This is a genomic window from Bacillus sp. UMB0728 (genome assembly GCF_002858875.1).
GTDB lineage: Bacteria > Bacillota > Bacilli > Bacillales > Cytobacillaceae > Bacillus_AB > Bacillus_AB infantis.
In genome coordinates, this window is the sequence record NZ_PKLA01000001.1 from 642,456 (window position 1) to 665,779 (window position 23,324).

A 23,324-nucleotide genomic window follows, 5' to 3' on the forward strand; every position below is an offset into this window, starting at 1 on the left:
TTCATAGCCTGCACCTATTTGCAGGCTATGAATCTTCTATATCGTCACACTTCTTTTAAGGCTTGCAGCAGCTTCCTTTATATCTGCAGCCTGGCTGATGCTTGTTATGACAGAAACGCCGTCTGCCCCGGCCAGAATAACAGCACGTGCATTGTGCGGTGTGATTCCGCCTATTCCTACAACTGGTATTGTGATAGCAGACTCTCTCAATTCCTGTATGAGAGCCATTCCCTGAACCGCCTTGGCATCTGCTTTTGTTGACGTCGGATAGATGGGGCCAAGACCCAGATAATCTGCGCCAGCCCTGACAGCTTCGTTCGCTTCCACAAGTGTATGGGCAGATACCCCCAAAATCTTATCCCCGATTTTCTCCCGTACTGCTTCGGCCGGCTCGTCCTCCTGCCCAATATGGACGCCGTCTGCGCCGATTTCACATGCCAGTTCTATGTCATCGTTGATGATAAAAGGAATGCCCCCTGTCCTGCACATCCGCTGAAGCTGCTCTGCAAGCACGTATTTTTCTTGCCTGCCAAGACATCCTGCCCCTTTCTCCCTGTACTGAAAAAGGGAGATCCCGCCTTTAATCGCCTCTTTCATAACCATATCCGGATTCTTAGTGCAGTTCGTGCTTCCCATGATAAAATAGACCTTTAACAGCTCTTTCATTCTTTGACTGTCAATTCGCGCCATATGCCAAGCCCTCTGCTTTCTGTCTATTGTTATATGCCCAGTGGTTTGTCGGGCCGTGGCCGCTCCCAAGGAGAAGATCATCTTCGATGGCTGCCTGGATGAAGTCTTTTCCAAGCCGGACACTCTCCTTTACAGAAAGCCCCTTCGCCAGTCCTGCCGTGATTGCTGCTGAAAAGGTGCAGCCGGTCCCATGGGTATTGACTGTATCCACCCTCCTGCCTTCAAACACATCAAAGCTGCTTCCATCAAAAAGCAAATCAGCAGCAGCTTCTTGATTTCCTGTTTCATGCCCCCCTTTAATGACTACATTGTGAGCGCCGAGCGCACATAATCTCCTGGCTGCTTCTTTCCGTTCGGCTAAAGAAGAGATTTTCATGCCGGTTATTGCTTCTGCTTCAGGAATATTAGGGGTGATGATTAGTGCGAGCGGGAGTAAATGTTCCTTCAGGGCTGCCATGGCGCTTTCCTGCAGGAGGCTAGCCCCTCCCTTGGCAATCATCACAGGATCGACGACCACCTTTGTCCATTGATAATGGCTGATAACAGCAGAAACAGCTTTAATGATGTCTGCATCAAAAAGCATGCCCGTTTTTAAAGCATCCGTCCCCATGTCGCTTCCAATGCTCTCTATCTGTTTACCTACAGCTTCGGCCGTCATCGGGAAGACCGCCTGCACGCCAGTGGTATTCTGAGCGGTGATTGCTGTCAGTGCTGTCATGCCATAGACACCAAGTTCCTGGAAGGTCTTAAGGTCAGCCTGGATTCCGGCTCCGCCTCCACTGTCCGAACCCGCTATTGTCAATGCTTTGTTAATATTCATTTATATTTCTCCTTTGAGGACAGTAATGTCCGTCCTGTTTTCAAGATCCTCACCCTTAAGCAGGGCAAGGCTGTTAAGCAGCTCTATTTGAAAGGTTCCAGGTCCTTTGTTTCCCGCTGCTTCTGCAGCCATTTCTGCCGCTGCAGAGTATACAGCCAGCGCAGCCGCCGCGGCTTTCAGTGAGTCTGATTCAATTGCATGGAAAGCGCCTATCACCGATGACAGCAGGCAGCCCGTTCCTGTAACTTTCGTAAGGAGGCTGCTTCCGCCACTGATCCGGACAACTGTTATTCCATCAGAAATGATGTCCTCCTTCCCTGTAATAACAGTTACGGTGTTGAACAGTTTTGCAGCAAGAAGGGCTGTCTCTTCCGGGTTGCCGGCTTCCCCGCCGTCAACACCTTTAATTTCTCCTCCTTTTCCGGCAAGGTGAGATATTTCGGCAGCATTGCCGCGCAAAATGGAGATCGGCAGCTCTTCGAGAAGGTTTCTGCCTGTTTCGGTCCTGTAAGCTGTTGCACCTGCCCCGACCGGATCAAGGATGATCGGCACTGAGTTTCTGCCCGCTGATTCTCCGGCAAGTTTCATAGATTTTACCACAGGGGAAGTAAGAGTGCCGATGTTCAGGACCAGCGCCCCTGCAATGCCGGCCATATCGGCAGCTTCTTCTGCAGCATGAGCCATGACAGGCGATGCCCCCAGCGCCAGCAGGCCGTTAGCGGTAAAATTGGTGACAACCATATTGGTGATATTATGTACAAGCGGCTTTTCAGCCCTAAGCTTTTCCAGCATCACTGCTATCTCTATTGTATTCATTCCCTTTTCTCCTTTCAGCAGCAAAAAAGCCAGGCCCTGAAAAGGACCTGGCAATTGTGCATAAAAATATAGCAAATAGTTCCACTTCGCTACTTTCCTACGCTGGCATCATCCAGATCAGGTCCAAAGGGTTAAAAAACGGGCCAGTTTTTCTCTCAGCCTGCTTTCCGCAGGCACCCCCAGTAGTTGCTTATTAGATTGACAATTACATAGTATCTTTTTTTGTCCCCGGCGTAAAGCGATAATCATTTACTAAACCATTTCTGCGGCAAAATGGTAGATTGGCAGTTCAATGAAAACGGAAGTCCCTTCTCCTTCATTGCTCTCAGCCCAAATTTTACCATTATGCCTTGCGATGATTTCCCTTGTAATCGAAAGTCCGATGCCATTTCCGGCCGTCCTGCTGTTACTGCTTGCCTTGGTATAGTTTCTGTCAAAAATAAATGGAAGCCTTGCAGCCGGGATGCCGCTGCCGGTATCTGACAGGCATATCCTGACACTTCCGCCCTGGGATGCAAGCCTGGCGCTAAGGATCAAACCGCCAGTCTCTGTATGCCTGATGCTGTTTGAGACCAGATTGGAGAAGGCCTGCAGCAGACGGGCGGGATCTGCCTCCACCAACGGAACATTCTCAACATTCGTGTTTTCCAGATCCAGGACAAAATAAAGTCCTTTCTTTTCGGCTTCAAATTTAAATTGCTTCCTAATATTGACCAGCATCTGGCCAAGGGGCAAATAATCCATCTCAAACCGTATTTGGCCAGCCTCCATACGGGAAAGATCAAACAAGTCGCGGATCAGGACATTCAGTTCATTCAGGCGGCTGACACTTCGCTGAAGAAATTCTCTTTTTTGCTCTTCTGATTCGGCAATACCCTCCTGCACAGCTTCTATATAGCCCTTAACGGCAGCAAGCGGAGACCTTAAATCATGAGAGATGTCTGATAATATAGTGTTCTTTGCCTGCCTTGAGCGGTCGAGTTCTTTATTGGCCCTCTCCAGGCGGATATTTGCTTCATTCAGCTCTTCGGTCCGCCGGGCAACCCTTGCTTCCATCCTCTCATACAGATCTGCATTTTCCAAAGATATGGCTGCCTGAGAGGCAATCAATTCAAGAACCCGGAGATTTTCTTTTGTGAATGCATGCGAAATCTGGTTGTTTTCCAGGTACATCATACCCTTTACTTCACCCTTATTCAGGATCGGCAGGCAAATGAGCGACTTCAGCAGGATCCTTTTGACATAAGGATCCCCTGAAATCAGACTGTTTTCACAGGCATAATCAAGAATGATTCCTTCTCTGCTCAGCTCTGCAAGTTCTATTGCCTGTTCGGACAGCATTTCTCTTCCTTGGACCGGCTCGAAGCGTTTTGGCCGTTCACCCCCACCGGCATACTCCCCGATCGTCCAAATTCCATCCCGTTTAAAGAGCAGAATCCCCCTGTCTGCTCCGCTGTAATGCATGGTAACCTCCATTAGCCGGGCCAGCAGATTTTCAAGCACTACTTCCCTGGATATGCTCTGGGCGGCGGAAACAAGGGCATACTCATCAAACTGAATGGAATGACTGGTTTCCGGTTCCTTCGGTAAGGAAATTTTAACCTTCTTCCGAAGATCATCAGCCTTGGCTTCTGCACCCCAAAGGCGATAGCATTTAAAAGCTTCTGAGAAAAAGGAACTTGCCATCCTGCTATATCCCTGCGCAGAAAAGTATCGGCCTGCACATTCATTTGCAAGGGCAGCATCCTGCAGGAAGCCGTTCTTTTCGGCTTCCTGAATGCTTTCATCATAAATATTAAAAAGATTGGAATCCCTCTTGGCAATCCTTCGGTATTCTGCTTTTAAAAGCAAGTATTTATGACGGAAATTCGACGGGGAAAGAGCTGCCCAGCGTTTCATTTTTGATATAGAGTCCTTCAGTTTAGCCAAATGAAGAGCTTTTTTCTTTTTCTGCTTTTCATGTTCATAAAAACGGACAAGCCATAAACCATGATAGAAATGGTATTCAGGGACAATGACAAGCGTCAGCCTTTTGCTGATAAGCGGTGCCAGTTTCTGAATCAGTTCATCGGCATATTCAGTTTTCTGAAAAAGATAGCTCATCTGCAGCCGGATCGTATAATGGATGATTTTTGCAGAGTCATCATCGAGCACAGGAGTAAAGGTCCAGTCATGACTCTCTTTTTCCTTCTTCAAATAGAGGACCCATTCCTCCATCTCCGTCAAAAAACCGATTGAAATAGGATATTGAATCCTATTGACGAACATGATCTGATTCCGGATCCCATCCAGCGCCTCTTCAAGCGGCGATCCTTTCATAAATAATGTGATGACGATGAATGAACTATTAGCACCGGCAAGATGGATATTTCCTGCATCCAGGCAGTATCTCTGTGAATCCGTGAGGTGGTGGAGATTTTCTGAAATCGGGTGTCTCCAGTGGCTGACAAAGCTTCCAAAGACAAACTGCACACGGCCTTTAATGCCTGTGACACCAAAATGCTGAGACAGTTTGATCGCCAGCCTGCCATAGTCGTAGCTGCCCTTGAAATCGCTGAATCCCGAGCTTAATATCAGGCTGTAATTATTGAATACAAGGGCACTTAAGTCGGTTAATCCGTTGTTGAGCGTGTAGTTCAGTGCCTTCAGCATCAGCATGGTGGCAAGATTCTGGTCTGCATGGTAGGATGGAGCGTTCAGGTTGATGAGCGTCTGCAGGATTTGCCTTTTGTCCCTGTCCACCATTTCAGGAAGGGACATTATGTCTTCTTGTGATTTATTGCTTAAAGCAAATTTTGCACGGAGAAACTCCATCACAATAGCATGTTTGCCGATGCTTGGTGCAAAAGTGATTCCGTAAAGCTTAAGGCCTTCTATTCCTGAGCTGACCGCCTCTTTCACCCTGTGCATATGAGTGAATAAAGTGATTTGCAGATTATAAATTGATAACTTCTCATAATCAGTTTTTGCATTTTCAAGCACTATAGCGAAGGTTCTTTCAGCTTCAACCAATTTTCCTGTCAAATAAAAGCATTCACCAAGACCTTTGAATATGCGGAAAGTCAGTTCATATTTACCGTTCCAATCTTCCCCGGCGAGCTTAAGTGCAGCCTGGAAATAAGAGAGTGCTTCCCGAAAGGCAGCAGCATCCTTGGCAAGTTCTCCTGCAGCGGCATTCCATTCTGCCAGCGGAGCTCTTTCTTTCATTTCAAGCTGTTCGCTGCAGATATTCAAATGGTGGACAATCTGGAAAAGGCGTGACGGTGTATTCTCCTTCATGCCGACAAGCAGCCTGCCGATTTTCAAATGGGAGGCATTCTGTTCTTCCAGGTTCATAGACTGATAGACTGCCTGCTGGACGGTATCGTGGAGGAAGCTGTACTCTGTTGGCATAGCATTCACATAGCTGCTGGAATGAATATATTTATATAAAGGATCTCTAGGGAGAATAAAGCCAGATTCAAGGGCCAGCCAAAGAGATTCAGCGAGCCACCCTGGACGGTCTTTGAACAGGAGGGAAAGCGTTTTGAAATCAAATCTGTTGCCAAAGCAGGAGGCAGCCTTTAAAACCTCTTTTGCTTTTTCAGGCAGCTTCTGGAAACGCTCCAGCATAAAACCGGATATTCCGTCATCCACTGGCCTTTCCATTATTTTTCCGATATCGGCTTTCCATTTTCTTTCTGCTGGATCCCTGGTAATGAAGCCATCCTCAAAATATGAAAATAAAAGCTGGCTGATGAACAGCGGGTTGCCCCCGGTTATCCTGTGTAAGAGCCCTCCGAGTTCCAAAACCGTTTCCCCATCATCTCTCAGGGCATTTCCTACCCATGCATAAATCTCCTTTTGACTGAGCGTGCGAACCGGGATATGATGAATCTCTGCTGCTCCTTCTTCCAGCCTGGCAAGTGTCCTCCTTACTGGATGCCTGGACCCTGTTTCGTTGTCCCTGTATGCACAAATAAGCATAAAGTGGGGAATCATGCCCTTCAGCAGGAGATATTCGATCAGCTCAAGCGAAGCAATATCCGCCCACTGAAGATCATCAAGAAAGAGAACAAGCGGATGCTGTTCATCTGCAAACAGGCATATAAACTGGTGGATATGAAACAAAAATTGCTGATGGGCGTCGGCTCCATTTGGCCCTTCTTCAACCTGCTCTCCCATAAGCAAGCCCAGCTCTGGAAGGACTGAGAAAAGGACCGCATAATTTCCGGTAAAGCCGTCCTTCAATTTAGATGCCCACATCGCTCTGCGGCTTTCGCTCTCAAGCATTACCTGGAGAACAAGAGAACGGAATGCTGCAATGATCGGGGCATAAGGCATCTGCCTTTGCAGCATGTCATATTTTCCGGAAACAAAATAGCCTTTTTCCCGGATGAGCGGCTTTTGGATCTCGTGTACAAGAGCCGTCTTTCCCATCCCCGGTGAACCTGGCAGGAACACGGCGCCTGTACCCCCCCGGCTGACCTCCTCAAAAACATGAAGGATTTGTGCTTTTTCATTGTCACGTCCATACAGCTTCCTTCCGGGTTCAAACAGCATACTATCATCGTCTTTCCCAAGTGGATACACTTCTTGCCGCTTCCCGGACTTTAGATTTTCGAGGGCACGGAGAAGATCGGCGCGTATCCCGAAAGCGCTGCCGTATCGATTTTCAGGCATTTTTTCAAGCAGTTTCATGATGATTGACGCAATTACAGGTGGAAGATCAGGATTTGAATCACAGGGATTCTTCATACTTTTTGCCAGATGCTCGTACACAAGCTCAAGCGGTTCCTTCGCCTTGAAAGGCAATTCACCGGTAAATAATTCGTAAAGTACTATTCCTGCTGAGTAGAAATCTGAACGATAATCAACTAGCCTGTTCAATCTTCCAGTCTGTTCAGGGGATATGTAAGGCAAATGAGCCAAATTGGCCAGGCTGGCAGCGTTCAAGGAAGGATGTTCTTCTTTTAATAGCGTCGACTGGCCGAAACCAGTAATTTTAATCCTGCCATCAACGGGGTTGAAAAGGATATTTCCCGGATTGACCGATTTATGGATAATATGCTGCTGGTGTACCTGCAGGATTGCCCCGGCCAGTTTTGCTGAAATGTCCAGCATCTCTGTAAGATCGGCATTCTTGATGCTGAGTTCACTTAGTGTTATACAAGGAAAGTATTTGCAGACCAGATATGGCTTTTTTAAGTGTATGATTAACTCTTCTGCTTTTAGGATGCTGTCTTCTTCCATTTCCTTTGTAAGCTGGTATTCGTGAACAAGAGCAGCAATCTCCATATCTGACAGCACATCGTTTTTATATGTCTTTATCAGCACCTGCTCCCTGCCTTTGACCGAGTAGCCTTTCAGGAAGATAAATTCTTCATTTGCAGTTTCTGCGGCAATCAGCTGGTATCCAGGTATATTAATGTTCTCAATCATAATGGTCACCCTCTTATTTAAGCGAAACTTTAATACGGCTTTAATAAAACTTTAACTTTCCATTTTATAATATAGCCAACGAGAAGAATGGTCTGGAGGTAAAGTATGAAGAAGGAAGAGAAAACGCTCTCTTATGAACAGGATTTGTATGAATGGATATGTTTGATGGCAAAAGCAAGAAAGCTTGGCATGACGGCTGAGGAAGTCAGGGAATTCTTCAAATCCGCCAAAAACCTCAACCTCCATTGAATTTATAGCCCATGCCCCTGACTGTGATAATATATTCCGGCCGGGCCGGGTCCTGTTCGATTTTCTTGCGGAGATTGCTGATATGGACCATAACAGTCCTGATATCCCCAAAGCTGTCTTTTCCCCAAATGGAATCGAATAAATGCTCTGCACTGAAGACACGGCCGGCATTTTCAGCGAGGCAGCAGAGCAGCTGAAATTCCTTTGCAGCCAGAGAGATGGGCTTTCCCTCCCTCGTCACTTCACAGCAGTCCCTGTCAATAGCCAGCTCTCCAAATATTAATGCCCGTCCATTACTAGCAGCCTTTGGGCTTCCTGACAGCTCTTTATATCTTCTAATATGGCTCTTTACCTTTGCAACGAGCACTGGCGGGCTGAACGGTTTCGTTATATAGTCATCGCCGCCTATCCTGTGACCTATTATCTGATCTATATCATCTTCCCTTCCACTAAGGAAAAGGATCGGAACCTTTGTCTTTGTTCTGATGATGCGGCAAACCTCAAATCCATCCATGTCCGGCAGCGCCACATCCAGGATGATCAAGTCCGGCTCCAGGCTTCCTGCCAGTTGCACCGCCTCTGCACCTGTTGCTGCAAAGGCAAGCCTAAAGCCTTCCTTAGATAAATAAGCCTTTTGAATATTCTGAATGTCAGGATCATCATCAACCAGCAGAATTAATTCACCAGTCATAGCACGCTTCCCCCTTTTTAAGCACAAGGAAAAAATTAACACTACTGATATATTATAGCACTCATTAGAGGTTTTATTGTATAAATCTTCTGACAGCAGGATTTATATGTTTGATGAGCTGGTCCCGGGGTAAAAAAGGAAGGAAAGCCAATCTATCGAAGGGACTGATAAACGATGAATCGATTAGCAGCGACTTCTGGTTTTGGCATCTTAATGGAAGGTTCTTTTGTTTTCCGTTCACAAGGAACCCTGGTGCTTAATCGGTGGACTTAGAACCGATTCGGCCCCAAAGCTGAACCTTCCGTGCCCCTCTAGGGGAAACTTAGCTGCTTATGCAGCAGAAAGCGCAGGCCATATGGCTTGCGCTTTTTCTATTGAAGATTGCAGCAGGAAACCGCACTTCTTGGGGTATCAGCAAAAAAATGGTAAGATATATTTAGGAAAACTAAACAAACAAAGAAGGTTGCAACATGCAAATCATTTCAAATAATAAGGGGTTCCTGGCTGCTTTTTTCATCGCTCTTGCCGGCGGTATAATTTTTACTCTCCTTCACCTGCCGATTCCCTGGCTGCTGGGCAGTCTGACGGCCATTCTTGCTGCCAGCCGGTTCATCCCCTTCAAGCTGGAATGGCCAAGAAAGCTGAGGGACGCAGGAATCCTCATGGTCGGATACAGCATCGGTCTGACATTCACAAAGGATGCAGTCAGCCAGATGTCAGGAAAACTGCCTAGCATGCTTGCCATGACCCTGCTTACCATTGCATTCTCGGTCCTCCTTGCCGTCATCGTTTCCCGCATATCCGGAATTGATTTTCCGACGGTCCTTACAGGAAGCATTCCTGGCGGGCTTTCGCAAATGCTTGTTTTTGCAGAAGAATCAGAAGGGATTGACTTGACGACAGTTACGTTTCTGCAGGTTGCAAGGCTGCTGATGATCGTCTTCTTTGTCCCTTTTTTAGTATTAGGTCCGCTTTTATCAGGAGAAGCGGGGCCTGCTGCTATCCTTCAGGAAGAAATACCGCAATGGAGTGCCTTGTTTCCGGCTGTCATACCCTTTATCTTCGCTTCACTGGCAGGTGCTTATCTGGGGAAAAAGTTAAGGCTGCCGACACCTTATCTGCTCGGCCCCATTGTCGCAACCGCTTTGATGGGGATATATTTTACGAGAGGACCTGCGCTTCCTCCTTCCCTGCTGGATCTGTCCCAGTTTTTCATCGGCGGCCATATCGGCCTCCTTATGAGGCCGGAAAAGCTCCATCACAAAACTAAAACCATCTCACTTGCCCTTTTAAGCGGCGCTCTGCTTATCGGTTTATCCCTTTTATTAAGTATCCTGCTGGCATTCGAGTACGATCTTTCATCTGCCACCAGCTTTCTCAGCCTTGCTCCAGGAGGAATGGACCAAATGGGAATCCTGGCACACGAGGTTCATGCAGATCTGGCCACAGTCACCGGCTATCAGCTTTTCCGGATCTTTTTTATCTTTTTCGCCGTCCCCCCTGCACTGCGCTGGTATTTCCGCCTTCGGACACGCAAGAGAACGGCAAAGAGGGCCTGACTATGACCATAGCAGTTCAGATAATGTAAAAATCACAGCCCAATAAACATGCGTTTTCGTAATGTAAATAGCAGGGTAATTAACACACCAAAAAAGCCTGGAATGTCCCCAGGCTTTTTATTTTTTTGACTTTATTCAGTAAACGCTCTCAATCGCTGAATGGTAGAACTGTGATTTGCGTTAAACTTTTTGATTTTTAAACAATGAAGTCAGGTTTTCTGCAATAGAGTGTTATAGAGGGAAAAACTCCTCTTATTTCGCTAATTGTACTGAAAACACCTGATATAGAGGGAGAAATTCCTTTTATGTAATCGAAAACGCGAAAAACAGATTGCTTTTATTTGCATAGAGGGAAAAAACCCTCTTATTTTACCCAAAAACGACTTCTGACCTGCAATTAACAGTAAAATCTCCCCTTATTGCCTGTCACTTGTTACTCACTTTGTAGTTTCCCAGCTGTTGTATCTGTTATGATCGATCGTAATTGTATGAGCAGATCAAACTCTCAAGAAAGTTAAATAACACCCTAAATGGCACGATACAATCTTCATTGCCAATGTGCTATTTGGGGTGCTTGTTTCTTTGCCATTTTAGTTGTGCTGTCTTATCAAACAACCATATGTTTTATGCACTGAAATGTATGCTGACACATATGCCATTTACAGTATTTCTACAAGAACGCTCTGATCAGGCACTCTTTAGTATTATGTTGCTTTAATTTATAGTTACAGCGTGGCTGCCCATCATCTTCCATGCTTCGGCGAAAGCTTCTTTTTCAGCCTTTCTGTCTTTCGTTCCATAAGGATCATTAACATAGATATGATCCTCATCATAGCCAGTGATCACGACACTGTGCATGTTGAATGTCACCTCTACCGCTCCCTCGGGCGTGTCCCATTTTTCAAAGGAAGCAGCCGGCGTTAAACTGGCCGTTGTTATAATCCATACGGGCGAGCCCTCACTTACCTTTTTAAGGATTTCTTCAAAGTCCCGGCCTGTCAGGTTTTCCGCCTTATCGCCGGCATAAGACTGAGCCAGCTTGAGAATGGGTCCGCTGTAGACGCCAAGTCCAGGCCCGTTGGCCATGTCACCCACAAACCCTGTGTTTGGGCTGCCATAGCTGCCGTTACTATAGCGGAGCGGGACGGTATCTATATTGTCCGCCAATTCATTTTTCGTAACCTTATATCCTTTATAATTCATAAGCATGGCTAGGCTTGTCACCTCACAGCCGTTATAAAGCCGGGGGGCGGCCATTTGGTTGAACAATGGGACATCCAGCATCACTTCCTCCTTTATAATTTCATTCTTCGTTATCGGCGCATTCTTTGCTTTACTATGTAATTCTGCTGCCAGGGCCTTTCCCGGCTGCTCGTTTTCTGCATCCATCCAATGGTAGCCTCCCAGAGTAATAGAAAGACCCACTGTGGCGGCAATAGCGATTCCCCAAGCTTTGTTCATCTGCAAATTCTCCTTAGCTGCATACATTCTAGTAGTTTTATTATTAAGTCTGGAGAGGGGACTTTCAAGAAATTTGCCTCAATTTTAAAGTTAACTTAACCCTTTCGACACAATCCCTCCCTTCTTTTCCAGTTAAGTATAGATATGGGCGCCTCAGCTGATACTGCCATCCTCCCCTTTTTTCTGCCAGTTTCGTGCAATTTCTCTTTCTATGATAGATTCCGTCTAGTTTTGTGAGCTTTTGTCAGACGGCAGGAAAAAAGACAGCACTGCGGAATATAACAGGCAATGATAAAAAGCGGCTCTAATACGTTAGGTAAAATCATGTTTTATATTCAATATAATTGAAAGGATGTTTTTTATGGAAACTCAATTTATGAAAGCTTACACGATTAAAGAGGTATCAAAGAAAATAGGAGTTCCTTCCGGTACACTCCGGCAATGGGAAAAAGATTTGAATGGCCTTCTTGTAATTCCCCGGTCCAAGCAGGGGGTGCGCTTTTTTACTGATACAGAAATTGAGCTATTGGGAAAAATTAAAGAGATGCGCGAGAAAAATCTCAGCAAGGAAATGATCCGCCATCTTATGCAGATCCACCTGGACGGGCGCGGCGAAGAAGATGCCGCCCCATTGCCGGCATCTCCTCCAGCCGTTACAAGAAGCCTTGAGGCGAATCCTGTAAATGATATGGAACTCTTTATGGAAGCCCTTGATAGCTACAAAGAAAGCTTTCTTGCTGATATCCGTGCTGAAATCAGGAATGGCATCCGAAAGGAAGTGCTTGAAGAAGTAAAAAAAGAGATTTCCAGGGGATCGGTGCACACAGTCAAAACAATATCCGATTCTATTTATAAAACAGCTGAAGGCACGAAATCCCAGCTTAAAAGCCTGTCTCACAAAATCGAACAGGTTTCAGAAGATACCTCCGAAACATTCGGAGCTTTTTCAGAAGAGGTTGCGAGGGCTTCGGAAGGCACTTCTGAGCAGATCCGCCAATTGACGGCACGTGTGTCGGATTCCTCGGAAGCGGCTTCTGAAGAATTCAAAACGATGATCCACTATATTTCAAAATCTGCGGAAATAACGAATCACGAGATTACCAGCCTCATTGATACACTGAATAAGGACCGTGATGCCTATCTTCATGCCATGAATGAAGAGAGAGAGCAATATCGGGTGGATATCAAACAGCGAGAAGATATCTTCCAGGATTTTGTCGTCGGCTTCCGCCAGGCAGCTGCTGCAGAGGAAAAGGCAAAAAAAGGCTGGAAATTCTGGAAATAAGCCTATATTCCTGATTGATCATCTGAGACATTGGCACGAAATTTCTGCAGCCTGACAGTTATTGTTATATTTTAACATCCTCTTTATGCTACGCTTATTTTATGCATTAGTACTAGCAAAGGAGCGATTAGCGTGTTTAATGGAAACCATCAAGACAACCCGGAAGCATACAGGATTTTTTCAAAAGAGTTTATCCAAAACCCTTATCCCGGCTACCGTAAGCTCAGAGAAGAACAGCCAGTCTATAAAACCGTCATGCCTGATGGACAGACAGGCTGGGTCATTACGAAATATGAAGACGCAGTTGCAGCATTGAAGGACAAGCGCTTCATTAAGGACTTTTCCAAACTTTACGGCGGCCAGATGGATCATGAGAGCATCTTTACAGAGAATATGCTCTTCTCTGATCCTCCTGACCACAAACGGCTTCGCGGTCTGGTCCAGAAAGCATTCACTCCGAGGATGATTGAAAACATGCGCGGCAGGATCAAGGAAATAGCAGACCAGCTTCTGGACAGGATGGAAAACAAGGAAGAAATCACCCTGATCGATGATTATGCTTTCCCCCTTCCGATCATCGTCATTTCGGAAATCCTTGGTGTCCCAACAGAAGACCAGGACAAGTTCAGGATCTGGTCCAACTCTTTGATTGAAGGGTCAAATGGCGAGAATTGGAATGAAATCCAGCAGCATATGAATGAATTTGTCAAGTACCTGGGCGAATGGTTTGCATTTTTGCGCGATAATCCGCGTGATGACTTGATCAGCCAGCTTATCAATGCTGAAGAAGGCGGGGATAAGCTGACAGAAAAAGAATTGTATGGCGTCGTCTCCCTGCTGATTATTGCGGGCCATGAAACCACCGTCAACCTGATCGGAAACGGGATCCTGTCCCTGCTTGAAAATCCAGATCAGCTAAAGCTTCTGAGGGAGAAACCGGAACTCATCCATAATGCCGTAGAAGAACTTCTGCGCTACAATGGGCCTGTAGAATACAGCACGTCCCGCTGGGCAATAGAGGATGTCGAATTCCAGGGGCAGACGATCAGAAAAGGCGAGCTGGTCATTGCTGCACTGAATTCTGCCAATCGCGATGATGAGAAATTTGCGGATCCGGACGTACTGGATATTACGCGGGAGAAGAGCCCCCATCTTGCTTTTGGCAAGGGCATCCACCTGTGCCTCGGTGCACCACTGGCTCGTTTAGAAGGCGAGATAGCCATCCTAGCCCTGCTGGAAAGGTTCCCGGAAATCGGTCTGAATGCTTCACCGGATGAGCTAGAGTGGCGCCCTGGCATGATTGTCAGAGGCGTTAAAGAGCTTCCTTTGAGGGTCAGATAAAAATTAAAAGCAGCACCCCTGTCAGGGTGCTGTTTCACTTTAAGATTCTGTCACTTTCAAATAAATCTCTTCATATTCCTCAAAATCCAGCACCTCGATAACGTCAGACCAATGAAGGACCGTCCCGATAAAATCCTTGATATCAAGGCCGGGCATTTCATATGTCTCATCTTTATTTACAGTGCCTGTGGCATCTTCAATGAAAGTTACTTTATATCCCCTGTCATAAGCGCTGATGCTTGTAAAGAGACAGCAGAATTCTGTATTGAATCCGGTGATCACCAGCTTTTCGACATCCATTTTCTGCAGCAGCTCTGCCAGATTCGTCTCAAAAAAGGCACTCGGGGTCCTTTTGTCAATCACATAATCTGGATAATCGGCAAATTCCCCGATGATTTCAGCTCCTTCACCTTTTTCATACAGCGGGCTTTCTTCAACTCCATCCAGATGTTTAAGAAATATGACCGGTCTGCCCCTGTCTTTAAAATCCATTATAACTTTTTCCATTTTTTGCAGTTCATCTGAAAAATCCCCTGTCGTAACAATACCATTCTGCACATCTATCACCAGCAATGCTTCCATTTTTTCTCCCCCCTAATTGGCAATCCTCTACCAATTCTTCATTAGATTCGTAATCTCCTTCTATAAATAAGAAATCCAGGGGTGATGAATGTCCATTTGCCGGATGCCTTGCTTCAGCCAATACCTTTGTTCTTTGCTGAGAAAATCCCTCGCACTATGAAAATCTGCTTGATCTTTGGGACGGGCTTTCAGCTTGAAGAGAAGGACAACTTGCGGGTTTAGATAGGGGATATCATCTTCTGTGAACAGTATGGCTTCGGCAGCCGGGCAGGAAATCCCAAAGTTGCGGCGGAAGATCCACCTTCCTTCTTCACGCTCGCTCAGGAGAATTTCCGTCTGTTGATTATGTACTCTATCTACTGCGTGAATTTCATGTACCGGAAGATTGAGGTATTCTCCATTCCAGATGATGAGAGACCCATTGACAGCCTTGCGAAACTCCCAATCTGCGAGTTGGTCCCTCAAAGCTTTCTGGTCTTCCCGGAATATGCCGATTTCCAGATCTGCATGCGGCCTGGTCTGTTTCCCTATAAAAAGATCAATCGCCCAGCCGCCCGCAACAAACCAAGGCCTCTCAAATCCGTCCATCCATCCAGCTGCTTTTTTACACTCCGGGAACATTGGCCCATTCCTCCTCTTTCTTTCAAAGAAAAAAACCGGATGGATGGCATCCGGCAGATTTCTGGACTAGCGGCTTTTTTCTTTGAGAAAGAAGCTTCCCAAAGTGGTTATGCTGGAAACCAGCATGAAGAAAAACGCAGTGCCGGCAAGCCAGGAACCTTGAAAAATCAAACATATAGCCAGGGCACTGAAAAAAATGATCAGGCTGAGATCCATCAGACCTTCCTTTGTCATAGAATTACCTGCCTTTCGTTGTTCAGTAACTCTTTGTTGTCATTTTTTCCGCTCAGACGGTCTTTTTAAACATAATGCTGAAATAATGCCATACAGCACCAGCAGGACTCCAGCTGCAAGAAAGGCTGCGGCAGCTTTTGGAATGTTTTGTTCGGAAAGGCTGTCAGCCATTTCAAAGCCCAGGAATTGTATGCCGATCCCGTCACCATCAACATCTGTCCCTAGGTGCATAAGCTCTATGCCTTTACAGGACAATGCTAAGCCTAAAATAGTCAAGAAGATTAGCAGGACAGCTTTCATTTACAGCACTCCCTTTTTTAAGGCACTTTTGACTCTTTATTCGGGCTGGTGCATGTCATTCCCTCCTTTTTGGCAAAAGAAATAGGTTTCTGCATCCAAAATTCTGTTATAGCTCTCTTCATAGGCTGTTTGTTTAGTTTTTTCAGCGTTCCAAAGGAAAAAGAATAGAAATATAAGTGCGGCCAGGACAAAAATTGCTCCGTACATTAGATAATGCATCACAATGGATAGGGTCCTGTTTTGTTTGGGAAGGCGGTATAAAGTGAAGTGTATTTGTTGCTTGATAGAGTGCGGCAGATATGACGGCTCATTTTGCAGAATTCTTTTCAGCTGTTCATCCTTGCATTTCTCATGCATTGCCGATCCCCCTCTCCTCAGAAAGATAGACAGACAATTTGGCCCTTGCCCGGTTCAGCCTTGATTTTACTGTTCCTGTGCTGATTTCCAGCAGCTCTGCAATTTCCTTGACGGAGAAATCCTCATAATAGTAAAGGATGACTGGTGCACGGTGTTTTTCATCCAGCTCACCGATTGCTTCGCTAATGCTTTGGGCCGGATCGCCGAGAAACCGGTCTGATAGATAATATTCAATATCCTCCACAGGCACGACTGTTTGTTTTTTTCTCAGGATGTTATGGCACTCATTGATGAGGATGCGCGTGATCCAGGTTTTAAAATATTTGGGCTGCTTCAGTTTGCGGATGCTGCGGAAGCTCTTCAGGATCGTTTCCTGAATGGCATCTGCACAATCATTATCATTGGACAGCAGGCCTCGCGCCACCCGGTAAAGCGATAGTTCGCAAGATTCGATCAGTCTGACGAAAGATTCCTCATTTCCTTTTTTGGCAAGAATAATGTCTTTTTCTGAAAACACATTTATCTTCCTCCCTTTGCACATTAGACATTTTTTCGAATGCAAAGGTTCCATTTTTTATCTAAATTGGGCTTAATTACTTATGGAAATTGGAGAAAAAAGGAGCTTTTTGGGCAAATGGTATTCCCGATTTCTAATCAGTCCCAGGCCTAGGCATGCCTGAGCTTCAGCCGTTTAGGAGAAAAGATATCCTTTGGAAGTATTTTGAGCAATATATTAAATGAAAGGTGAGAATGGTGCAAAAAAATGTTCAAAAAAAAAAGAAGGCCAAATTTCGGCCTTCTCTCATTACCTCCTGCCGCGGCCAGGTCCCCGGCTTCCATTTGAAGCTGGACCCCGGTCTCTGCGACCGCCTGTTCCATCTGAACTTCTGGAGCGCTGGCTGTCACGGCTCCGCTCCCCGCTTGAGCGTATGCCATCAGGCCTTGGGTTTCTTTCAGCAGATCGCCCACCTGACGATCTCCGGCCATCACTAAGAGAGCGCCTGTCCCCTGATCGGCGGCCATTCTCTCTCCGCTCGTCATGTGTATAGCTGCGGATTTCGCCATCGGCTCTGCGTCCTTCACTCGAACGGGTGCGCCTCTCCCCTGAACGGGTGCTGCGGACTTCCCGGCTACCCCGCCCTTCCGTCCGGCCCCCAGTCCTTCTCCGTGATTCAGCGCCGCCAGCCCTGCGGTCCCTGTCAGAACGTTTTTTAGGTTTATCTCCACTGCTGCTTTTCTCCCCATCAGCTGTTGCATTGGCAGTCGCAGTGCTTTCTTCTTTAGGCAGTCTTATTTTTAGTTCCTGCTCGATCGCTTTTAAAGCAGCCTCATCTTTTTCTGCGTAGAAAGTGACAGCAAGCCCGTCTTTGCCTGCCCGCCCGGTGCGGCCGATGCGGTGGACATAGCTTTCGCTGTCCTGGGGGATGTCATAATTGTATACATGTGTCACGCCCTCCACATCAAGGCCCCTGGCCGCTACATCGGTTGCAATCAGAAACTGGATTTCAGCATTACGAAACTTCTTCATGACTTTTTCACGTTTCGCCTGGGTAAGATCCCCATGAAGTTCTTCGCATGAGAACCGCTGGGACTTCAAGGCATCGTATAATTTTGTGGCCCTGCGGATCGTCCGGCAGAATATAATCGCCATGAATGGCCTGTCTTCCCTGATTCTGCTGATAAGGGCATTCTGCTTGGCTCGGTCTGTCGTAAAAATAGCCAGCTGCTCGATAGCTTTTTCGGGAACAAATGTTTTTTCAATGCGTATGCTCTCCGGCTCCTTCAGATGCTTTTTGGACAATTTCCTGATATCGTCAGGCATGGTGGCTGAAAACAGCATCGTCTGCCTTGAAGCAGGTGTCTGGCTGATAATCAGTTCCATCTCATTCAGAAAACCGATATGCAGCATCTGGTCTGCTTCATCAAGAACAAGGAACGAGACCTCATCAAGCTGGACAGTCCCCCTCCTGAGATGATCAAGAAGGCGGCCAGGCGTGGCCACTACAATCTGTGTCTGTCTTTGCAGCTTGTGCAGCTGTTTCTCGACATCCTGGCCCCCGTACACGGCCAGCACATTCAAGTCAGGCATGTCTTCGATCAGCTTTTTCACTTCGGATGTGATTTGCAGGGCGAGCTCTCTTGTCGGCGTGACAATCAATGCCTGCGTGCTTCCATTTGAAGGATCAATTTTTTCCAGGATGGGAAGAATGAACGCCAGCGTTTTTCCTGTGCCTGTCTGTGCCTGGGCGATGATATCCCTGCCTTCCAATACGATTGGAATCGCTTTTTCCTGGACAGCTGTCGGTTCATTGATTCCCTGGGCGGCCAGTTTATGTATAAGAGGATCTGAAATCCCAAGATGTTTAAAATTCAATCTAATCCCTGCTTTCTTTTGGACAATACTCCTATTATCTGCGATAGCTTCATCAAATAGCAACCTTTATCGGACCGTAAAAGAAAAAAGAGACCCGGGAGGCCTCTATAGGACAGAAGAATGCATAGCACGCTTAGTTTTCAATAGGTCATTGATGACAATCTTATCCGGAGGACTGATATTTTCAGGCAGCTGCTCCAACGGGAAAAACTCGACCTTCACTGCTTCCTCAGGATCTGGTTCAGCCGTTCCGTGGTATTTCGTGCAAATATAAGCAGCAATGACATTATAAACTTCGTCGCCATGAGGATACTTATAATATAATTCCTCGCCGGAATATACTTTGAAAAATGAAAGATCTTCTGCATGAAAGCCTGTCTCTTCCTTCAGCTCCCTGAGTGCTGTGCTTTCTAGTGATTCTCCCGGCTCAAGCGATCCGCCTGGAAGGCCCCAGCAGCCGTTATCCTTTCGCAGCTGCAGCAGCAGCCTGTCCATTCCATCCAATAGCAGGACACTGCTTCCCGCAGCAATAAGCGGCCGTGTCCCTACCATCTTTCTTAAATCCATTATATACCCCATGATTTTCCCCCTATATTAGTTTGGCAAGCTATGAACATCCTGCTAAATCCATTTAGAAAACCAGGCAACATAATAAGCAGCGGGCAAGAATAATGCCTGTGCAAACAGCGTCCCGGCGAATTTACTTGTCACCATGGTCAGTGAATAGCTCTTCAAATAGACATAGCCGGCCTTTTTATTGGCGACCCTATCGGCGAGTATAGACGCTTTCGGATCAACAAAAAGGGTCAGCATAATGGTGGCGAAGCCATTGATGATGCCTGATGACATCATGGCTGCCCCCTGGTATTCAGGAGCCAGCGCCGAAGCATACAGTGCCGCAAGGATGCCCACTGTATAAATCCCGGAAATCAGGACATTAACGGCAAACAAGCGTTTAGGCACCGTCTGATAAGTGATGCCGTCCAGATAAGAGAGCCTCGGAAAACGGAAGCAGGCAGCTGTTTTTTTGAGGCTTGCTATTGTAAACCCTTTTTTCAGCACTTTGATATATGATCCTTTTTCTTCCGACAGCTGGACAATGGTCCTCGAAAAAATGCCGATGAAGGTTGGGAACAGCATTATGCCGAGCACGACCCCGGCAGATGAGACGAATAAAAGGAATCGGTATTGGTCCTCCAGAAAGCCAAGCTTGTCCCCTTCAGGAGCTAAATCGGCCAATTTTGCTGTCATCGGCTGCTGAAAAAGAGTGGAAAACCTGGATATAAGGACAATCGAGCTGAAAAGGGACAAAGCAGTGGCAATAAGGCCGACCCTTGCCCCTGACAGCCTTGCCGAATAAGCCAGTGTTTCTACAGCCGTGATGACCAGCAGAAGCAGGGCTATGATAAGGAGTTTTCCTGTAATGAAAGCCGCCATGCTCCACCCTCCTTTTTATTTTATTTTAAACCAAAAGGAAGATGATGGGAAATATTATCTTTAAAAGTTAGCTTTATAAAGTTCCATGTTTATAATACTGATAAAAAATAGGACTTCATGATTAGCGGAAGTTCCATTTTGCAGGAATTGCTTGCTAAACTGACGGACCCGATCGAAAAATCTATGTAAAAAAAAATCCGCGCCACCCCATAAAAGGACCGGACCTTCCCGGACCTGAATGAGGGGATCGGTGACAGGCACAAAAATAAGCGGAGAAACTCCCGCTTATTTTTAAAGCTTGCTGCTCAAGGATCCATTGAATCATCTTATCAACAATAGACTTTAACATAGCCTAAAACTTCATTTCCATCACTGTTGATATATCATGAAAGCCAATTTTCTCGTACATCCTCTTGGCGGGATTTCCCTGAAAAACATTCAGCTGTACCTTTTCATATCCCTCCCGCCTGAACACTTCTACCGCGTGGGACATCAGCATCCTTCCAACCCCAAGCTTTCTGTAGGGCGGGAACACATAAAGAGAATACAAAAATGCCGCATTGTTTCCATTTACAGGATTCGTATCCCTTCCTGCCATCAGCCAGCCAAGGATATTGTAATCATGGATTGCCACATAAAAGAATGCCCCACTCTGCAGCGCCGGAATAAATGCACCCAATCCCTTTTGGGGATCATTCTGAAGATGCCCCATTGAGCTTTCCTCCATCACATGCACGGTTGTATATAGCAGCTGTTCTGTTTCAGCCCGATTTGCTTTTCGTATAAACAAAAGGCAGCACCCCGTTCATTTGCTTTCAGCATAATATATGCCGGACAAATGCCCATGGTGCCGACAATCCTGTTTCAGCCGGTATTTTCAGTTGGATTTGAATCCCAGACCTTTTTCTTCATTATTATCACCGCAATGGCGATTAAAGCAATGATGCCCAGGCTAACGAAAAATCCGGGACGGATATTCTTTTCAAGCAGAGTGCCGCTGACGGCTGCCAGGATCAGCAGCAGTGCCGCCGAACCCATCAATTTACTCCAAATCTTCGCTTTGAGAAGCTTAAATGAAGAAATGACGATAAAAAACCAGTTATATAGAAGCAGTATCCCTGCCGCTGTTGTAATATACTCATAAATCTTACCCGGCAAAAGCAGGGCGGTGATAATGGATAACAGCAGCCCGACAGAAGCCAGCCCCAGGGATGGCAGGGGCAGATCCTTCATTTTCTTGATTTTTTTTCCGAAGAAAGCCGGTGCATCCCCATCCTTAGCCAGTGTCACAAGAAGATTGGTCACTCCGAAGAGTGAAGCAGTCATGGTTGAAAACCCGGCAATGATGATTGCCCCGTTAAAAACATGCGGAAAGAATGGCAGATGATTTTTCGACAAAGCCGTAATGAACGGGCTTTCTTTCTCATGGAAAGCATCAATCGGCACCATCGCGACAGCAAGCCCCAGAGAGATCACATAAATAGATGCCAGGAGGATCAGCATCACACTCCCCGCCTTTGGTGCATCTTCCTTCTTTTTCAGCTGCATGGCCATCAGCCCGATGACTTCAATCCCCCCATAGGCATAGAAAGCATAAATAAGGGAAGACCAGAAGCCTTTAAAGCCGTCTTCAAAAAAAGCACCTGCAGAGTCCGGGATCCCAGGGCGGTCCGCATCGCTGTGCAGCCAGCCGAACATGGCGGCTGCCGCCAGAATGATGAACATGATGATGGCTGCCGTTTTTACGACTGCCAGGATATCCTCTATCTTATCAAAGCCTTTTGTACCAGTCAGTACAACAAGGATGGACAAAATGGCATAGCCGGCTGCAAATACCCATAAAGGCACATGCGGGAACCAGAAACGCGACAATATGGACAAGGCTGTCAGCTGGCTGCCCATGATCAGGATATTGGATGTCCAATAATTCCATCCGCAGCTGAAGCCGGCCCATTTTCCATAAGCCTTTTTTGCGTAATAGCAGAATGAACCTTCCTGCGGGTCTTTTGCAGTCATCTTTGCAAGCAGGTTAAAAACAATATAAGTTCCAAGTGCAGCCAGTATGAACGAAAAGACGATGGAAGGGCCAGTAATCTTAATGCCGATGGCTGAGGCCAGGAAATAGCCTGTCCCGATTGTACAGCCAACCCCTGTCAAGGACAGCTGCCACCATTTCAGATTTCCTTCCTTCCCTCCCTTGCTTCCTTTTCCTGAACTGCTTGGATCACAACTAGCACTGCTCATTTTCTGCCTCCCTCTTAGAGAAAAATGAATTATTGTCATTTATCCGACAAACACTATACAAGATTATCGTTTCTAATCTTCGGCCAGAAAATCCGGTGAAATAAATGGAATCAGGGAGGTGTTGTTTGTGTTCGAGAATAAAAATAGGAAAATGATTGGTGCAGGCGCTATTCTCTCAAGCTTTTTCAGCCTGATCATTATTGGAATGACGATTTATCATCATCTGAGGATTGAGGAATTAATTATGAGGGTTCAGAACGGACAAAAGGTGAATTAAAGGCTTGTTTTTCTTTTTTACGTGGCTGGAGGAGGAGTGACATTTTGAGGTAAGTCTGGAATCAGGCTGAATAGAGTCATGACTCCCCTTTTGGCAGTCGGATCGTGCATCTCAGGAGCCTGTTGGGGTACATGACTTCCCTTTGCACGGCCGGGTCATGTATCCCAGGAGCCTGTTGAAGTACATGACTCCCCTTTGCACGGCCGGGTCATGTATCCCAGGAGCCTGTTGAAGTACATGACTTCCCTTTGCACGGCCGGGTCATGTATCCCAGGAGCCTGTTGAAGTACATGACTTCCCTTTGCACGGCCGGGTCATGTATCCCAGGAGCCTGTTGAAGTACATGACTTCCCTTTGCACGGCCGGGTCATGTATCCCAGGAGCCTGTTGAAGTACATGACTTCCCTTTGCACGGCCGGGCCATGTATCCCAGGAGCCTGTTGAAGTACAGGACTTCCCTTTGCACGGCCGGGTCATGTATCCCAGGAGCCTGTTGAAGTACATGACTCCCCTTTGCAAGGCCGGGTCATGTATCCCAGGAGCCTGTTGAAGTACAGGACTTCCC

22 protein-coding genes and 1 riboswitch are annotated in these 23,324 nt (G+C 46.5%); of the genes, 5 read left to right on the forward strand and 17 right to left on the reverse strand.

Annotated elements, in window-relative coordinates:
• Nucleotides 1-36: 36 nt before the first annotated feature.
• From thiE to CYJ37_RS03210, 4 genes are all read right to left on the reverse strand, one after another.
• Nucleotides 37-690 (reverse strand): thiamine phosphate synthase, encoded by a 654-nt coding sequence (gene thiE, locus CYJ37_RS03195; protein WP_094769516.1) that lies wholly within the window; start codon nucleotides 688-690, stop codon nucleotides 37-39.
• A complete protein-coding gene (thiD, locus tag CYJ37_RS03200; protein ID WP_101547821.1) occupies nucleotides 677-1,510 on the reverse strand; it encodes a bifunctional hydroxymethylpyrimidine kinase/phosphomethylpyrimidine kinase in 834 nt (277 codons plus the stop codon). The genes thiE and thiD overlap by 14 nt, the downstream gene beginning before the upstream one ends.
• Nucleotides 1,511-2,326, reverse strand: coding sequence for a hydroxyethylthiazole kinase (gene thiM, locus CYJ37_RS03205; RefSeq protein ID WP_050767298.1), 816 nt, complete (start codon nucleotides 2,324-2,326; stop codon nucleotides 1,511-1,513). It abuts the gene before it with no gap.
• Between the two features lie 77 nt (nucleotides 2,327-2,403).
• A riboswitch (TPP riboswitch) is annotated at nucleotides 2,404-2,517 on the reverse strand.
• A 61-nt stretch (nucleotides 2,518-2,578) separates the two neighbouring features.
• Nucleotides 2,579-7,747, reverse strand: a complete 5,169-nt coding sequence (locus CYJ37_RS03210; protein ID WP_101547822.1) for an ATP-binding sensor histidine kinase — start codon at nucleotides 7,745-7,747, stop codon at nucleotides 2,579-2,581.
• 105 nt (nucleotides 7,748-7,852) lie between these two features.
• Here CYJ37_RS03210 and CYJ37_RS03215 point away from each other — a divergent pair, with 105 nt between their 5' ends.
• A complete protein-coding gene (locus CYJ37_RS03215; protein ID WP_094769519.1) occupies nucleotides 7,853-7,996 on the forward strand; it encodes an anti-repressor SinI family protein in 144 nt (47 codons plus the stop codon).
• Here the strand turns inward: CYJ37_RS03215 and CYJ37_RS03220 are convergent.
• Nucleotides 7,983-8,687 carry a response regulator transcription factor gene (locus CYJ37_RS03220; RefSeq protein ID WP_009793643.1) on the reverse strand — a complete coding sequence of 235 codons (705 nt, stop codon included), beginning with the start codon at nucleotides 8,685-8,687 and terminating at the stop codon, nucleotides 7,983-7,985. The genes CYJ37_RS03215 and CYJ37_RS03220 overlap by 14 nt on opposite strands.
• A 470-nt stretch (nucleotides 8,688-9,157) precedes the next feature.
• Here CYJ37_RS03220 and CYJ37_RS03225 point away from each other — a divergent pair, with 470 nt between their 5' ends.
• Nucleotides 9,158-10,246 (forward strand): AbrB family transcriptional regulator, encoded by a 1,089-nt coding sequence (locus CYJ37_RS03225; protein WP_009793641.1) that lies wholly within the window; start codon nucleotides 9,158-9,160, stop codon nucleotides 10,244-10,246.
• A 714-nt stretch (nucleotides 10,247-10,960) separates the two neighbouring features.
• Here CYJ37_RS03225 and CYJ37_RS03230 read toward each other — a convergent pair.
• Entirely contained in the window at nucleotides 10,961-11,707 is a 747-nt protein-coding gene (locus tag CYJ37_RS03230; protein WP_022543901.1) for a C39 family peptidase, read from the reverse strand.
• Between the two features lie 361 nt (nucleotides 11,708-12,068).
• On the opposite strand from CYJ37_RS03230, the gene CYJ37_RS03235 reads away from it, so the two are divergent.
• Nucleotides 12,069-12,992 carry a MerR family transcriptional regulator gene (locus CYJ37_RS03235; protein WP_022543902.1) on the forward strand — a complete coding sequence of 308 codons (924 nt, stop codon included), beginning with the start codon at nucleotides 12,069-12,071 and terminating at the stop codon, nucleotides 12,990-12,992.
• 132 nt (nucleotides 12,993-13,124) lie between these two features.
• Complete coding sequence (locus tag CYJ37_RS03240) at nucleotides 13,125-14,333, forward strand: cytochrome P450 family protein (RefSeq protein ID WP_009793638.1); 1,209 nt, start codon at nucleotides 13,125-13,127, stop codon at nucleotides 14,331-14,333.
• A 39-nt stretch (nucleotides 14,334-14,372) separates the two neighbouring features.
• Here CYJ37_RS03240 and CYJ37_RS03245 read toward each other — a convergent pair whose 3' ends face one another.
• The 11 genes from CYJ37_RS03245 to CYJ37_RS03290 form a co-directional block, all read right to left on the reverse strand.
• Nucleotides 14,373-14,915 carry an isochorismatase family protein gene (locus CYJ37_RS03245; RefSeq protein WP_094769522.1) on the reverse strand — a complete coding sequence of 181 codons (543 nt, stop codon included), beginning with the start codon at nucleotides 14,913-14,915 and terminating at the stop codon, nucleotides 14,373-14,375.
• Nucleotides 14,916-14,975: 60 nt separating this feature from the next.
• Nucleotides 14,976-15,536: a nucleotidyltransferase domain-containing protein gene (locus CYJ37_RS03250; RefSeq protein WP_101547823.1), complete on the reverse strand. Its 561-nt coding sequence runs from the start codon at nucleotides 15,534-15,536 to the stop codon at nucleotides 14,976-14,978.
• A gap of 66 nt (nucleotides 15,537-15,602) precedes the next feature.
• Nucleotides 15,603-15,770, reverse strand: coding sequence for a hypothetical protein (locus CYJ37_RS27010; protein ID WP_009793635.1), 168 nt, complete (start codon nucleotides 15,768-15,770; stop codon nucleotides 15,603-15,605).
• 39 nt (nucleotides 15,771-15,809) lie between these two features.
• Complete coding sequence (locus CYJ37_RS03255; protein ID WP_009793634.1) at nucleotides 15,810-16,070, reverse strand: hypothetical protein; 261 nt, start codon at nucleotides 16,068-16,070, stop codon at nucleotides 15,810-15,812.
• A 36-nt stretch (nucleotides 16,071-16,106) separates the two neighbouring features.
• Nucleotides 16,107-16,427 (reverse strand): hypothetical protein, encoded by a 321-nt coding sequence (locus tag CYJ37_RS03260; protein ID WP_101547824.1) that lies wholly within the window; start codon nucleotides 16,425-16,427, stop codon nucleotides 16,107-16,109.
• Complete coding sequence (locus CYJ37_RS03265; protein WP_022543903.1) at nucleotides 16,420-16,944, reverse strand: sigma-70 family RNA polymerase sigma factor; 525 nt, start codon at nucleotides 16,942-16,944, stop codon at nucleotides 16,420-16,422. The genes CYJ37_RS03260 and CYJ37_RS03265 overlap by 8 nt, the downstream gene beginning before the upstream one ends.
• Before the next feature lie 288 nt (nucleotides 16,945-17,232).
• Nucleotides 17,233-18,807 carry a DEAD/DEAH box helicase gene (locus CYJ37_RS03270; protein ID WP_257964183.1) on the reverse strand — a complete coding sequence of 525 codons (1,575 nt, stop codon included), beginning with the start codon at nucleotides 18,805-18,807 and terminating at the stop codon, nucleotides 17,233-17,235.
• Nucleotides 18,808-18,906: 99 nt separating this feature from the next.
• Nucleotides 18,907-19,380, reverse strand: coding sequence for an NUDIX hydrolase (locus tag CYJ37_RS03275; RefSeq protein ID WP_101547826.1), 474 nt, complete (start codon nucleotides 19,378-19,380; stop codon nucleotides 18,907-18,909).
• Between the two features lie 42 nt (nucleotides 19,381-19,422).
• Nucleotides 19,423-20,238: a lipid II flippase Amj family protein gene (locus CYJ37_RS03280; RefSeq protein ID WP_009793629.1), complete on the reverse strand. Its 816-nt coding sequence runs from the start codon at nucleotides 20,236-20,238 to the stop codon at nucleotides 19,423-19,425.
• 352 nt (nucleotides 20,239-20,590) lie between these two features.
• Nucleotides 20,591-21,028 (reverse strand): GNAT family N-acetyltransferase, encoded by a 438-nt coding sequence (locus tag CYJ37_RS03285; protein ID WP_009793626.1) that lies wholly within the window; start codon nucleotides 21,026-21,028, stop codon nucleotides 20,591-20,593.
• A 74-nt stretch (nucleotides 21,029-21,102) separates the two neighbouring features.
• Complete coding sequence (locus CYJ37_RS03290; RefSeq protein ID WP_009793625.1) at nucleotides 21,103-22,482, reverse strand: amino acid permease; 1,380 nt, start codon at nucleotides 22,480-22,482, stop codon at nucleotides 21,103-21,105.
• Nucleotides 22,483-22,609: 127 nt separating this feature from the next.
• On the opposite strand from CYJ37_RS03290, the gene CYJ37_RS27015 reads away from it, so the two are divergent.
• Entirely contained in the window at nucleotides 22,610-22,759 is a 150-nt protein-coding gene (locus CYJ37_RS27015; RefSeq protein ID WP_022543907.1) for a hypothetical protein, read from the forward strand.
• The last annotated feature ends 565 nt before the right edge of the window (nucleotides 22,760-23,324 follow it).

What these genes read in the sequence shown, in the direction of transcription:
- CYJ37_RS03235 (WP_022543902.1), top strand. Translation starts at nt 12,069, where the DNA reads ATGGAAACTCAATTTATGAAAGCTTACACGATTAAAGAGGTATCAAAG.
- CYJ37_RS03250 (WP_101547823.1), bottom strand. Translation starts at nt 15,536, where the DNA reads ATGTTCCCGGAGTGTAAAAAAGCAGCTGGATGGATGGACGGATTTGAG.
- CYJ37_RS03225 (WP_009793641.1), top strand. Translation starts at nt 9,158, where the DNA reads ATGCAAATCATTTCAAATAATAAGGGGTTCCTGGCTGCTTTTTTCATC.
- CYJ37_RS03255 (WP_009793634.1), bottom strand. Translation starts at nt 16,070, where the DNA reads ATGAAAGCTGTCCTGCTAATCTTCTTGACTATTTTAGGCTTAGCATTG.
- CYJ37_RS03290 (WP_009793625.1), bottom strand. Translation starts at nt 22,482, where the DNA reads ATGAGCAGTGCTAGTTGTGATCCAAGCAGTTCAGGAAAAGGAAGCAAG.
- CYJ37_RS03275 (WP_101547826.1), bottom strand. Translation starts at nt 19,380, where the DNA reads ATGGGGTATATAATGGATTTAAGAAAGATGGTAGGGACACGGCCGCTT.
- CYJ37_RS03260 (WP_101547824.1), bottom strand. Translation starts at nt 16,427, where the DNA reads ATGCATGAGAAATGCAAGGATGAACAGCTGAAAAGAATTCTGCAAAAT.
- CYJ37_RS03230 (WP_022543901.1), bottom strand. Translation starts at nt 11,707, where the DNA reads ATGAACAAAGCTTGGGGAATCGCTATTGCCGCCACAGTGGGTCTTTCT.
- CYJ37_RS03210 (WP_101547822.1), bottom strand. Translation starts at nt 7,747, where the DNA reads ATGATTGAGAACATTAATATACCTGGATACCAGCTGATTGCCGCAGAA.
- thiD (WP_101547821.1), bottom strand. Translation starts at nt 1,510, where the DNA reads ATGAATATTAACAAAGCATTGACAATAGCGGGTTCGGACAGTGGAGGC.
- CYJ37_RS03280 (WP_009793629.1), bottom strand. Translation starts at nt 20,238, where the DNA reads ATGGCGGCTTTCATTACAGGAAAACTCCTTATCATAGCCCTGCTTCTG.
- CYJ37_RS03215 (WP_094769519.1), top strand. Translation starts at nt 7,853, where the DNA reads ATGAAGAAGGAAGAGAAAACGCTCTCTTATGAACAGGATTTGTATGAA.
- CYJ37_RS03245 (WP_094769522.1), bottom strand. Translation starts at nt 14,915, where the DNA reads ATGGAAGCATTGCTGGTGATAGATGTGCAGAATGGTATTGTTACGACA.
- thiM (WP_050767298.1), bottom strand. Translation starts at nt 2,326, where the DNA reads ATGAATACAATAGAGATAGCAGTGATGCTGGAAAAGCTTAGGGCTGAA.
- thiE (WP_094769516.1), bottom strand. Translation starts at nt 690, where the DNA reads ATGGCGCGAATTGACAGTCAAAGAATGAAAGAGCTGTTAAAGGTCTAT.
- CYJ37_RS03220 (WP_009793643.1), bottom strand. Translation starts at nt 8,687, where the DNA reads ATGACTGGTGAATTAATTCTGCTGGTTGATGATGATCCTGACATTCAG.
- CYJ37_RS27010 (WP_009793635.1), bottom strand. Translation starts at nt 15,770, where the DNA reads ATGACAAAGGAAGGTCTGATGGATCTCAGCCTGATCATTTTTTTCAGT.